General features: G+C 61.1%; 12 protein-coding genes. 11 read left to right on the plus strand and 1 reads right to left on the minus strand.

The window, feature by feature from the left end; all coding sequences use genetic code 11:
- The first annotated feature begins 170 nt into the window (after positions 1-170).
- From cpaB to BMW46_RS07180, 11 genes are all read left to right on the plus strand, one after another.
- Positions 171-980, plus strand: a complete 810-nt coding sequence (gene cpaB, locus BMW46_RS07130; protein WP_074706498.1) for a Flp pilus assembly protein CpaB — start codon at positions 171-173, stop codon at positions 978-980.
- On the plus strand, positions 977-2,752 hold the full coding sequence (locus tag BMW46_RS07135; RefSeq protein ID WP_074706501.1) for a type II and III secretion system protein family protein: 1,776 nt from the start codon (positions 977-979) through the stop codon (positions 2,750-2,752). The genes cpaB and BMW46_RS07135 overlap by 4 nt, the downstream gene beginning before the upstream one ends.
- 7 nt (positions 2,753-2,759) lie before the next feature.
- A complete protein-coding gene (locus tag BMW46_RS07140; protein WP_081355714.1) occupies positions 2,760-3,149 on the plus strand; it encodes a tRNA dimethylallyltransferase in 390 nt (129 codons plus the stop codon).
- A 64-nt stretch (positions 3,150-3,213) separates the two neighbouring features.
- Positions 3,214-4,524 (plus strand): pilus assembly protein TadG-related protein, encoded by a 1,311-nt coding sequence (locus BMW46_RS07145; protein ID WP_074706683.1) that lies wholly within the window; start codon positions 3,214-3,216, stop codon positions 4,522-4,524.
- A gap of 107 nt (positions 4,525-4,631) precedes the next feature.
- Entirely contained in the window at positions 4,632-5,078 is a 447-nt protein-coding gene (locus BMW46_RS07150) for a TadE/TadG family type IV pilus assembly protein (RefSeq protein ID WP_074706685.1), read from the plus strand.
- Positions 5,078-5,542 (plus strand): TadE/TadG family type IV pilus assembly protein, encoded by a 465-nt coding sequence (locus BMW46_RS07155; RefSeq protein WP_074706503.1) that lies wholly within the window; start codon positions 5,078-5,080, stop codon positions 5,540-5,542. The genes BMW46_RS07150 and BMW46_RS07155 overlap by 1 nt, the downstream gene beginning before the upstream one ends.
- 9 nt (positions 5,543-5,551) lie before the next feature.
- The gene (locus BMW46_RS07160; RefSeq protein ID WP_081355717.1) at positions 5,552-6,787 is read left to right on the plus strand and encodes a CpaE/TadZ family protein; all 1,236 of its coding nucleotides are present in this window, start codon (positions 5,552-5,554) and stop codon (positions 6,785-6,787) included.
- Positions 6,788-6,841: 54 nt separating this feature from the next.
- Entirely contained in the window at positions 6,842-8,173 is a 1,332-nt protein-coding gene (locus BMW46_RS07165) for a TadA family conjugal transfer-associated ATPase (RefSeq protein ID WP_256376990.1), read from the plus strand.
- Between the two features lie 14 nt (positions 8,174-8,187).
- A complete protein-coding gene (locus BMW46_RS07170) occupies positions 8,188-9,159 on the plus strand; it encodes a type II secretion system F family protein (RefSeq protein WP_074706509.1) in 972 nt (323 codons plus the stop codon).
- Between the two features lie 42 nt (positions 9,160-9,201).
- The gene (locus BMW46_RS07175) at positions 9,202-10,143 is read left to right on the plus strand and encodes a type II secretion system F family protein (RefSeq protein WP_074706510.1); all 942 of its coding nucleotides are present in this window, start codon (positions 9,202-9,204) and stop codon (positions 10,141-10,143) included.
- A 17-nt stretch (positions 10,144-10,160) separates the two neighbouring features.
- Positions 10,161-11,282: a LytR C-terminal domain-containing protein gene (locus tag BMW46_RS07180; protein WP_074706513.1), complete on the plus strand. Its 1,122-nt coding sequence runs from the start codon at positions 10,161-10,163 to the stop codon at positions 11,280-11,282.
- 291 nt (positions 11,283-11,573) lie between these two features.
- On the opposite strand, the gene BMW46_RS07185 is transcribed toward BMW46_RS07180, so the two are convergent.
- A complete protein-coding gene (locus BMW46_RS07185; RefSeq protein WP_074706515.1) occupies positions 11,574-13,010 on the minus strand; it encodes a cyclic di-GMP-binding domain-containing protein, MshE-related in 1,437 nt (478 codons plus the stop codon).
- Between the last annotated feature and the right edge of the window lie 22 nt (positions 13,011-13,032).

A 13,032-nucleotide genomic window follows, 5' to 3' on the forward strand; every position in this document is an offset into this window, starting at 1 on the left:
AAGTCAAGAGCGAAAGTATAAAAGCGCTCTGGGTAGTTCGCGGGTTATCCGGTCGCCGGTGCCCCATATTGCAGAATCAATGAATCGAGCGGCTGGATCACGGGAAGGCAGCCTGGGTGATCCGGAAACAATTGTCAGAAGTCGGAATGTCAGTGAAGAGGAATGACTGAATGAAGAACGTGAGGGCGATATGGATGATCGTGATCTCGCTGCTGCTGGGATTGGCCGCGGTAGTGGTCGCCGGCAAGTGGATCATCGACCGCGCCAGCGTGGATGCAGCTACCGTGATCGTCGCCTCGCGCGATATCGACGTCGGCACCCGGCTGACGCCGGATCTGCTGCAGTCGTCAGACTGGCCACGGGCGACAGTGCCGGAAGGATCCTTCCAGGACGTAAATCTGCTCGATGCGCGTGTGGTCAGGGTCAACCTGGTGCGCGGCGAGCCGCTGCTGGAAGCCAAGCTGGCGCCGCAGGGGGCTGCGGGAGGACTGTCGGGCGTGATTACCGAGGGCAAGCGCGCCATCACGGTGAAGGTCAACGAGATCGTCGGTCTCGCCGGATTTGCGCTGCCCGGCAACAACGTGGATATCCTGGTCAACGCCAAGGACGAAAACGACAAGCCCATTTCCAAGATCGTGCTGGAACGCATTCTCGTGCTGGCGGTGGGACAGGACCTGGGCCGGGATGAAACCAAGCCGAAGGCGGTCACTGCCGTCACGCTGGAGGTGACGCCGCAGGAAGCGGAAAAACTCGATCTCGCGCGCAGCATCGGCACGCTGTCGCTGGTGCTGCGCAACCAGATCGACAAGACTCCCGGCACCACTGCCGGGGTGCGCACGCAGGATCTGCTGACGCTGCATTCCGGGCCCGCTCCAGCCCCTGTCCGGCGTGCTACGGTCGCCACACCCAGACCGGGTGTGGAAATCATCCGGGGCATGGAAAGAACTGAAGCAAAACTGGCGGAAAAGGAAACCCGATGAAGTTGCAATTCTCCCCGAACAGATTTTCCCTTATCCCGATGCCCATGATTACATCAGGCGCTGCCGGTTTCCGTCGAACCCTCGGTTCCACGCTTCCTCCGTTGCAGGCGTCGCTGATCCCGGCTCTACTGGGCATGATGATGGTTATGGGACTGCCTAGCGAGCTTTCCGCCGCGAATCAAACCGCAGCGAGTCAGACCGCAGCGAGTCAGACGAAGGGGCGGACGGTGGTTGCGTCAGCGAAGCCGGCAGGGCCAACGGGTGTTCTGCTCGCAGCTTCCGATATGGAGGTGACCTATGGCAAATCGGCCCTGCTCAGGCTGCCGGCGCCAGTCACGCGGATATCGGTGGGCAATCCGGACGTGGCCGACGTCACGCTCATCAGCCCCAGCGAAATCTACGTGCTGGGCAAGTCGATCGGGACGACCAACGTCATTCTGTGGACCCGCAGTGGACAAACGGGAAGCGGCCAGACTGCCGTCATCAATGTCACGGTCATCCTGGATGCGGCGGCGCTGCAAGCCAAGCTGCGGGAACTCATGCCCGGTGAAACCGATATCAAGGTAACCGCGGCCGGAGATTCGCTGGTCCTCTCCGGCACGGTAGCCGATACGCTGAAGGCGGACCGGGCGGTGGCGCTGGCGGATGCCTATGTGCGGGCCGCGGCAGGGGGGCGTGGCGGCAAATCGGGCGGCGAGGCGTCCGGTGGGGGCCAGAGCGGCGGCGGGCAGGGCGGGGGAGGAGACGAACCCAAGGGCGCCGGCCAGGGGCTGGGCAGCATCCAGGTCGTCAATCTGTTGCAGGTGGGCAGCAACCAGCAGGTGATGCTCGAAGTGAAGGTGGCGGAAATCAATCGCAAGGTCGCGGAAAAGCTCGGCTTCGATTTCCAGAGAGCGGCCAGAAAAGCCGGGAGCGCCTGGACGCAGATCATGACCGGTATCATCGGCGGGGCGCCTGGCATGCTGTTCCAGTCCAGGGGCACGCCGGATGTCGGTGACGCTTTCCTGATCGATGCCGAGAAAAAGGACGAACTCTTCCACATCTTGGCCGAACCCAACATCGTGGCAATCAGCGGCCAGGAAGCGAGCTTCCTGGTGGGCGGAGAAGTCATGATTCCCATTCCCCAATACGCCGGTGTGATTACCCTCCAGTCCCGGCAGTTTGGCGTGGGCTTGCGGTTCACGCCCACCGTGCTGGAGGAGGGGCGTATCAACCTGGTGGTATCGCCGGAAGTGACGGAACTGGTCAAATTCGACACCGTCGCCACTACCGGACTGGGAGGAATACTGGCCGTGCCAACCTTCACGACGCGGCGCGTATCCACCACAGTGCAGCTGCGCGATGGCCAGTCGCTTGCCATTGGCGGACTGCTGCAGGACAACATCAAGGAAACGGTCAGCCGTTTCCCGGTGCTGGGAGAACTTCCGATACTCGGCGCCCTGTTCCGCAGCAGCGATTTCCAGAAAAACAAGACCGAGCTCATGGTGGTGGTGACGCCGCGCCTGATCAAGCCGCTGCAGCCGGATTACGCCCTGCCGACCGACGCTTTTGTCCAGCCTGACAGGGGGGACTTCCTGTTTGACGGCAGGATGGAAGGTTCGCCGGCGGGCCTGCTGCCCAAGGGCATGCCGGCATCGGAATATCCCCCGCAGTATCCGCCGCACGGGCAATTACCGGGCCAACCGCAAGGACAGTTACAAGGTCAATCACAGGGACAACTACAGGGCCAACCCCAGACTGGGCGTGATGATGCCGGCTTCGAGATGAAATGAGAATGAAATGAGAGATGATAAGGACGCATTCAGCATGTACCCAAACCTGATAACCCCCACTCCAGCCAAGTTGCATTTAGGCAGGGCAGTCGTCCTGATAGCCGTTGTGAGCGCCACTTTCACGCTGGCGGGATGTATACCCACCACCCCCCGGCTGGATGCGCAGTCCGGCCTTGCCGTGAATATCGCCCGGACCCAGCAGATCGCCAATCCCAATGCCTCGCGCGACAACGCTCCGGTCAGGGGAATCGACGGGCAGGCAGGTGACGCCGCCGTGGACAGCTACCGGGAATCGTTCGTGAATCCGCGCCCGGCCTTGTCAGGCAGCGTGGTGAACGTTGGCAGTGGCAGGGCCGGAAGCGGCGGCGGGGGCGGTGGCGGAATGTTTGGCAGGTAATGTCAGCCGCGGGGGCGAGCACGTTTGAAGTCAGGAAGTGCGACAGTAGACAATGGACAAGGCCATGAAACAGGTTTCAGGCAGGCTGCGGCAAAACCGGCGAAACCGGAACTATCCGGGGGGGCGGCAGGAAAAGGGCGTGGTCGCCATCATCGTGGCGCTGTCGCTGGTCGTCCTGGTGGGTTTTGCCGGCCTGGCGCTGGATCTGGGCAAGCTCTACGTCGCCAAGTCAGAGCTGCAGAACAGTGCCGATGCCTGCGCACTGGCGGCAGCGCGGGAACTTACCGGAGCCAATACCAATCAGCTCGTTCTGGCCGAAGCGGCGGGAATGACCGCGGGCATGCGCCACAATGTCCTCTTTCAGGATGAGATGATTGCCTTGGCCATTGACGACAGCGTGACATTCAGCCAGACGCTCAATGGGGTCTACCAGGCCAAGGCCGCTGTCGGCCCGACCGAAGCCGTACTCATGCAGTACGCCCGCTGCACGGTGGGACGGACTGGAATTGCCAACTGGTTCATCCAGGTGCTCAATCTTCTGCCGGGAGTAACGATCGGCGATCAAGCAGTCGCGGCCGCCGCAGTCGCCACCCGCACCCCCTCTCAGATAACCTCGTGCGCCGTCCCGGTAGGCGTCTGCAGCAGCGCGATCACGCCCTCGACGCCGCCCGGCACGTGGCTGCAGAGCGTGATAGGCCCCGCTCCCTCGGGGGGCGGAAGCGGTAATCTGACGGGTAATTTCATGTGGGTGGATTACACGCCGCCCGGCGGCGGGGCGTCCGAACTGGGGGGCATCCTGACAGGTCCGGGCGTGTGCAATCTCCCCGCCATAGGCACGCAGGTCGGCGAAGCCGGCGTCATGTCTTCACTAGCGGCCCACTGGAACAGCCGTTTCGGCATCTATCAGGGCAGCGTCAAGCAGGGGGAGTCGATACCGGACTATACCGGTCGCGCCTATACCGACGCCGCGGGAAGCTGGCCTTCCAAATTCAATGCGTTTGCCGACTTCAGGAGCAAACGGGCCGTGTATGCGCCCTACCAGGGTGACACCACTACCGGGTTGCGCACAAATGGAACGGTCATCGGCTCCGCCGCTCTCCAGGCAAGCGGTGGGGATCGCAGGCTGGCGACTGCCGCCGTGGTGGATTGCAGCGGCTTCACCAGTGGCTCGACGGTTGCACCGGTTCAGTCATGGGCGTGCGTACTGATGCTGCACCCGATCAATACCAACGCGGGAGGCACCGGAACCGGCGCAACCCGCATGTATCTCGAATACCTCGGGCGGTCGGACGAAGAGGGCAGTCCCTGCGCGACCTCCGGCGTACCCGGCGGACCCGCGAGCGGCGGCCCGCTCGTCCCGGTGCTGGTGCGATGAGGATTACCGGTATGACTACTCTGGATAAGCAGGCATACGACAAGGGGACATGCAGCACGCGGACATCTCCGCGTGCCGGCCGGGGAACGAAGCAGGGAACGAAACTCATGTCGATGCGCGGCGCGGTCGCCGTGGAATTCGCCCTGCTGCTGATCCCGTTGATGCTGCTGGCGTTCGGCATCGCCGAATACGGTCGCGCGCTGTACCAGTACAACACGCTCGTCAAAACGGTGCGCGATGCGGCGCGCCTGCTGTCGCACTACAATCCCGAAGACCCGGCTTCCTACGGGCCGGTGCTGGAGGAAGCCCGATGCCTGGCGGTATATGGCAATACCAGTTGCAGCGGGCCGGCGCTGGCGCCGGGTTTGACGACCGGGATGGTGACGATTGCGTCCAGCGCCACGACCACCGCCGCGGGCACGACGGTTACATTGGTCGAGGTCAGGATCACAGGGTATGTCTTCAATTTTGTCTTCAATCCGGCCCGGTTGCTGGGGGCCGCCGCCGATACCATTCCGTTCAGCGATATCCACGCCACCATGAGGCAGCTGTGATGAATGCGCGCCGCCCTTGCCGCTTGTCGCCGCACGCGAGCCGGTTCCGGCAACGGGGTGCCGCCGCGGTCGAATTCGCGCTCATCGCCTCGCTTCTGTTCATCCTGCTGTTCGGTATCATCGAAATGGGCCGGGTTCTGTTCTACTGGAACACGGCGACCGAGGCCACGCGGCTGGGGGCGAGGCTGGCGGTGGTGTGCGGCAAGGACGCGGCGATCATCAAGACCCGCATGGGCAACATGCTCAGTATCCTGACGCCGGGCACCATCGATATTGCCTATACCCCGGCCGGCTGCGACGTCAGTTCATGCCGATCGGTCACCGTCAGCATTACCGGACTGAATGTTGCAACATTCATCCCGTTTATGCCGTTGAATCTGAACATGCCTCCATTCGCCACCACCCTCCCGCGCGAAAGCATGGGCATGGATACAGGGGGCGAGGCCAATCCGGATTGCAGCTGATCCGGCGGAATGCAAAATCAGGAAAGACAGCCAGGAAAGACAACCAGGAAAAACAACCAGGAAAAAACAAGGGAAGGCAAAAAATTGAAGATCGCCGTAATCGCGCAAGACTCGCAATATCCCAGCACGATCCAGAGATTTCTGGCCGAAGCCGACAAACCCTATCCGCTGATCAGCCTGATCGGCGGAGTGCAGCAGGTCGCCGCGGTGGCGGAGCAGGAACAGCCTGATTTGCTGATGCTGGAGGGGCAATACTTCAGCTCTGCGGAACTGGAGGCGCTCAATCGCGTTACCTCCCGTTTCCCGGATGTGGGGGTGGTGATGCTGTGCCCGGCCCAGCCTCCCGAGCTGCTCATCGAAGTCATGCGCGCCGGCATTCGCGAAGTACTGCCGACACCGCTGACCCGCCATGTGGTGATCGACGCGGTCGAGCGTTTCCAGCAAAGAATGACGCTGGCGCGAATGCCCATACATGAGTGCAAGGTGCTGGCGTTCATTCCCTGCAAAGGCGGCAGCGGAGCCACGTTTCTTGCGACCAACATCGCCTATGCTCTGGCCGCGCAGGAAAACAAGCGGGTCGCCTTGTTCGATTTCAACCTGCAGTTTGGCGATGCCTCGCTGTTCGTGCAGGATGGCGTGCCCACCACCTCGATTGCCGATGTGGCGCGCCAGATCCAGCGGCTGGACGGATCGTTCCTCAACTCGAGCATGATCCAGGTATTGCCGAATTTCGGCATGCTGGCTGCCCCTGAAAGTCCCGAAAAGGCCGCCGAGATAAGACCGGAGCACATCAATCCGCTCTTCCAGGTCGCGATGAAACATTATGACTTCGTGATCCTGGATGTCGGGCGCGAACTGGATGCGATTTCGATCCAGGCCCTGGATCGCGCCGATCTGATTTTTCCGGTGTTGCAGCAGACCTTGCCCTCCATCCGGGATGCCAGGCGCATGTCGACCGCGTTTGCCGCATTGAATTATCCGGATGAAAAGATTCGGCTGATCGTGAACCGCCACAAGAAAAATGCCGATATTACGCTCGAAGATATCGAAAGTACCTTGAATCTGAAGATATTCAAGGTAGTGCCGAACGATTATGCCGTCGTCACTGGTTCAGTCAATCAGGGGATTCCCGCGACCAAGCTCGCTCCCCGCAGTCCGGTGGCGAAGTCGCTGCAGGAGATTGCGCATGAACTCTGCCGCGGCGCCGGCCAGGAAAGCCTGCTCAGGAAATTGTTTGCATTCTAGATAACCCGATTTTATGGACTGCCAGTCATGTCGATACGAGAACGTCTCCAAAGCGTGAAAGAAACAGGGGCGATCGAGCAGAACCCAGTGCCCGTCACGGCCCTGCACCATATCCCGGCCTATGAGGAATTGAAGGCGCGCGTCCACCAGAAGCTGCTCGATCGGGTGGATCTGGCAGTCATGGAAAGTCTGCCGCCCGAACGCCTGCTGATGGAGATCAAGAGCCTAGTGGAGCGGCTGCTGGTCGAGGAATCCGTCCCGATCAACGAGGCGGAGCGCCAAGGCGTCATCCGCGACATCCAGAACGAAGTGCTCGGCCTAGGGCCGCTCGAGCCCTTGCTGGCGGACCCCACCATTTCCGATATCCTGGTGAATACCCATCGGCAGGTATACGTTGAGCGTCGGGGACGCCTGGAACTGACCGATATCCACTTTGCCAACGAAAAGCACTTGAGAAAGATCATTGACAGGATCGTGTCGCGTGTCGGACGGCGCGTGGATGAGTCCAGCCCCATGGTGGATGCGCGCCTGCCCGACGGTTCACGCGTCAATGCCATCATCCCGCCCCTGTCGATCGATGGCTCGATGCTTTCGATCCGGCGCTTTTCCGTGAAGCCGCTCAAGATGAATGATCTCATGGCGTACAAGTCGCTGACGCCGGAAATGGGCGAGATCATCAGCGGACTGGTCAAGGGCAAGTGCAGCATCCTCATCTCCGGCGGCACCGGCAGCGGCAAGACGACGCTGCTCAATATCATGTCCGGCTTCATTCCGTCCTCCGAACGGATCGTGACCATCGAGGACGCAGCCGAGTTGCAGTTGCAGCAGCCCCACGTGGTGCGACTGGAGACGCGTCCTCCCAACGTCGAGGGCAAGGGCGAAATCTCGCAACGGGCGCTGGTGAAGAACAGTCTGCGCATGCGTCCTGACCGGGTCATCATCGGGGAGGTGCGCGGCGCCGAGGCGCTGGACATGCTGCAGGCCATGAATACCGGTCACGAAGGTTCCATGGCCACGATCCATGCGAATACGCCGAGGGATGCCTTGGGCAGGGTCGAAAACATGGTGAACATGGCCGGGCTGAATCTGCCCATCAAGGCGGTCCGTCACCAGATCAGTTCGGCTATCTGGGTGGTGATCCAGGTTTTGCGCCTGACCGATGGCAAACGCAAGGTGACGAGCATACAGGAGATCACCGGCATGGAGGGGGACATCATCACCATGCAGGAAATCTATACTTTCGAGCAGACGGACATCGCGGTGGACGGAACAGTGCAGGGACATTTCCGCGCCACCGGCATCCGCCCCAAGTTTGCCGAGCGCCTCCGTGTATATGGGATACCGCTGCGCGAGGAGCTGTTCGATCCCTCTCGGCGGTATACGTAGCGGGAGGAGAGGGGATGGACATTCTTTATTATCTGTTTCTCATATTCTGCTTCCTTGCGGTCGTGCTGCTGCTGGAAGGGGGCTACCTGGCCTGGCATGCGCACCGCGGGCCGGAAGCAAAGCGCATCCAGGAGCGGCTGCAGGCCGTTTCCGCGGGCTGGGGAGACGCCGAGACAGGGCTGATGAAGCAGCGGCTGCTGAGCAATTCGCCGGCGCTGGAACGGTTCCTGCTGCAGATTCCACGCATCCACAGTCTCGATCGGTTGTTGCAGCAATCCGGCATGTCCCTGATGGTGACCCATTTCCTGGGCTACACGGCTATGACGGGTCTCGGGGGAATGGCGAGCGCCGCATTGCTGGACCTGCCGTTTACGGTCACCCTGCTGTGCGGGGTGACGGGCAGCGCGCTGCCCCTGTTTTTCACGCTCAGCGCAAAACGCAAGCGCCTGGAGAAAATCGAGCGGCAGCTGCCGGAAGTGATCGATCTGATGGGGCGCGCGCTGAAGGCAGGCCATGCCTTTTCCGGCGCGCTGCAGATGGCCTCCACCGATGGACCCGAACCGGCTGCTGACGAGTTCCGCCTGACGTTCGACGAGATCAATTTCGGCGTCTCGGTGCAAGACGCACTCATGAATCTCGCCACGCGCGTTCCCATCACAGACCTGCGCTATTTTGTCATCGCCGTGCTGATCCAGCGCGAAAGCGGGGGCAACCTGGCGGAGTTGCTCGACAAGATCAGCGGATTGATCCGCGCGCGTCTTACATTATTGGGAAAAATCCGCGTGCTTTCGGCCGAAGGGCGATTGTCGGCCTGGATTCTTTCCTGCCTGCCGTTTGGCGCAGCTCTGATGATCAATCTCGTCAACCCCGGGTTTCTGAGTGTATTGTGGACCGACCCCGTGGGATTGATGATGGTGGGAACGGCGCTGGGAATGATGGTAACCGGTATCTTCGTCATGTCCCGCATCATCAAGATTAGGGTATGAAGCAGCTTTACTAACAATGCCAACAATGAGGATAGCCGAGATATGACACCTGTGCAGATCGCCTACCTGGCGGTGATTTTCATCATCGTGGCGGGGGCTGCGTTCGGGGTGATGCGGGCGCTGGCACCGCGTCCCACCAAAACCCGGCTGGATCAGGTGGCCGCGGGAAATTCCACCTCCCAGCAGAAGTCCGGGGACGGCTGGGAACGGACCATGGTGAATCTGGCAGGTCCGCTGGCCAAGCTGGCCCTGCCGAGCGAGGGCTGGGAAGCCTCCGTGCTGCGCACACGCTTCATGCACGCGGGCTATCATGCGCGCTCGGTGCCGTTGGCATATTTCGCGGCCAAGACGGGGCTGGCGCTGGCGTTACCGGCGATTTTCCTGCTTTACGTGGGCATCGGCCGCCTGGAACTGGATGTCAATGCCGCCCTGTTCGCCCTGCTGAGTCTAGCCGCACTCGGCTATTATCTCCCCAACCTGGTGCTGGCGCGTCTGGTTTCGCAGCGCAAGCGGGAGTTGTTCGAGAGTTTTCCGGATGCCATCGATCTCATGACAGTGTGCGTCGAGGCCGGGCTGGGACTGGACGCGGCAATGGTGCGGGTGGCGGAAGAAATGCGCCTGAGGAGCAAGGCGCTGGCAAGCGAGCTTCACCTGGTAAGCCTGGAGCTGCGTGCCGGCAGGACGCGGGAGCAGGCGTTGCGCAACCTTGCCATGCGCACCGGTGTTGAAGAAGTCGAAGCCCTGGTCTCCATGCTGGTCCAGGCGGATCGTTTCGGCACCAGCGTCGCCGCTTCCCTGCGCGTGCATTCCGAGACGCTGCGCACCACCCGCCGGCTGCGGGCGGAAGAAGCCGCGGCAAAAATCGCGCTCAAGCTGCTCTTTCCGCTGATTTTCTTTATCTTCCCGTCGCTCCTGCTGGTGCTGATGGGGCCGGCTTTCATCAATATCTATCGTGTGCTGCTTCCCACTCTCGGAAGCCAGTAACGAGCGGAGAACAGGTCATGTTCAGAGTCAGGCAGATTGCATGGGCGATGGGCTGCGTATCGCTCCTGAGCGGGTGTACGTTGTATCCGTGGTATCAGAACAAGGGTGGGCAGACTGTCGGCATCAAGCCGGTGATGGAAGTCAATCATGCGATTCGCAGTGCGGACGGGATGTATCAGCTTGGACGATATTACCAGGCCAGGGTCAACTATGCGGAAGCCATTGCAGCCTACGAGAAGGCGCTGGAGGCAGACCCGGGCCATGTCGAGGCGCACAACGGCCTGGGCGTCACTCATTGCCTTCAGGATCGGCATGAGCTGGCGCTGCAGTATTTCCGGAAAGCGATCGGGATGGCTCCCCTGGCGGCTCATCTGCACAATAATCTCGGTTATGCGCACCTGGTGCACGGGCAGGAAGCTGAAGCCGCATCCGCGTTCGAGCGGGCGTTGTTGCTTGAGCCTCAAAACCAGCGGGCACGCCGTAACCTCGCCGCCATTTACATAAAGGCGGGATTGCATGACAAGGTTGCCGCGCTGACCATGGCACGTTCTGAGTCCGCTGGAATCCCTGCAGGTACTTCCGCTGGTACTGCTTCTGCTGCCGTATCACCTCCCGCGGCAGTCGCAACGGGAGAGAAGCAGAAGCTGGCGTGCAGCACCGGGGCGCGACTGGTGCAGGTTACACCCGGTGTATTCGAGTTCCGGATGACCGAAACGGAGGTGGTGGCAGCCATACCCCCGGGTAAAATCATTGGCAGGACTGCTTTCCCGCAGGATTCCGGCAAGTTTTCCGGCCAGGACATCCGCATCGAGGTCTCGAACGGTAACGGCGTGCCTCGTATGGCCAGGCAGGTGTCCGATTTTCTGCAGCAGAATGGGTTTGCCAGGGCCCGGCTCACCGACCGGCAACCGTATCAGCAGGTCCTGACGGAAATACACTACCGGCCGGGTCACTCCGGTGTGGCCGAGGAGATCAGCCGCCTGATGCCAGCGGGGGTTCCGATGGTGGAGAGCTATAACCTCCGCAGGGACATTCATGTGCGGGTGCTTCTGGGCAAGGATGCTGCGAGCCAAGTGGCTTACCTGGAGAGCTCGCGCAGAGTGCAGATCGCGCAAGGAACTGTGGAATCCGTCGAGTAAAGCGGATGAATCTACTGAGTCGGCGAGCGAACAGTACAAACGTTATGCCGGTGGAAGCCGGTATTCAGTGACGTTCAAGGCACGCCGTTATTGGTTTGGGCGGGATTCCGGTTTACTGGATTCCGGGTCAGGCCCGGAATGCCGAGATTCATAGTATCTTCTGCTCGACAATGAAGCAGGCGAATCGGGAACGTAGCGCATCGCAGGAGGCTGAGCCGGGCGCAGATGCGGCGATTGCTCTTTGCGCCGGGGCCTCGCCATGGAGGCGCTGCCACGGGCGCTTCCGCTTCGTTACATCTCCACGAAATAGCTGGCCGCGGCCAGGTCCACAGTCTCGGGTGTCAACTCCGGAAGCCGCCGCATGAAGCGCGCGTGGTCCACGATATGCTCCACCAAGTCCCGCGGGTGGCTGCCTGTCAGCGGCCGCCCGGGCTTGCGGTAATGATTATCCAGCAGATATTCCGCGGCTTCCGCATCGTAAGCGATTCCCTGGCCCTCGCACACACGCCGCAGGATTTCCCTGAACTCGTCTTCGGTCTGGTACTGCACCTGTATCTTGTGGCGAATACGGCGCAGGAACGCCTCGTCGACCAGATCCGCCGGGCGCAGATTGGTACAGAAAACCGTGATCTGGTCGAAGGGAATCTCGAACTTCAGGCCGGTATGCAGCGTGGGGAAGTCGGTACCGCGTTCAAGGGGGATGATCCAGCGATTGAGCAGCTGGCGTGGTTCCACCTGCTGGCGGCCAAAGTCGTCAAGGATGAATACGCCGTTTCCGGCTTTCATCTGGATCGGAGCTTCGTAGAATCTGCTGCTGGCGTCATAACGCAGGTCGAGCATGTCCAGGGTCAGCTCCCCCCCTACCATCACCACGGGACGCCGACACTTCTTCCAGCGCGGGTCATGCTTCACGCTCCGGCTCAGGTCAAGCCCGGGATCTTCCGAAGATTCATCTTCCACACTGAAGTGAATCGAGGGATCGAACAGGCGGATCACTTGGCCGCTCACCTCTATTGCCTGCGGGATATAGATGTGCCCCGGCAGTGCGCGGCCCAGTATTTCGGTAATGCTCGTTTTTCCCGTTCCCGGCGGGCCATAGAAGAAGATGGAACGCCCTGAGCCAAATGCCGCGCCCAACTGGTTGAGCATTCTCTCGCCGATGACCATGTGCTTGAGGGAGTGCCGTACCCATTTATCGTCCACTTCCACCTGACGGACGCATTGCCGTGCCACGGCGCGGCTGTAGTCCCGCAAGGGGACCGGTGCCGCGCCCACATAACGGCTGGTATCGAGGGCGGCTTCCGCTCTTTCCCGTCCGCGCTTGGTCAGCTCGAGAATATGTGAGGCCCGGCTGTAGCCGGTGGCCGAACGGATCGCGATCAATTGATCCGCCTTCATCAGTTCCGCCAGTTCATCGACGACACTGAACGGGAGAGAGAGCGTATCGGAGATCTGCTGCAAGGAGAATGTGCCGGCCTCAAGATAGGCGGCCTTGAGCAGCAGGTCGGTGAGAAAAGCTTCACTCAGCCCGGCGTCCGCCACTTTCAGCGGGACCTCCGGGACAGGCTGGAAGAACTGGCGAAACTGCTCTGCCGTGAGAAAGCCAAGCGAGGCGAGACTATCTCCCAGGCGGCCATTGTCCTGCCTCTGGCGGGCAAGCGCCTGCGCCAGCTGGGCAGACGAGATCAGACCTTCGCGAACCAGCAGTTCACTGATTGGGTTTGCCATGTAGATAGAGCCTATAAAATCG

The organism is Nitrosospira multiformis (genome assembly GCF_900111585.1).
GTDB classification, from domain to species: Bacteria; Pseudomonadota; Gammaproteobacteria; order Burkholderiales; family Nitrosomonadaceae; genus Nitrosospira; species Nitrosospira multiformis_B.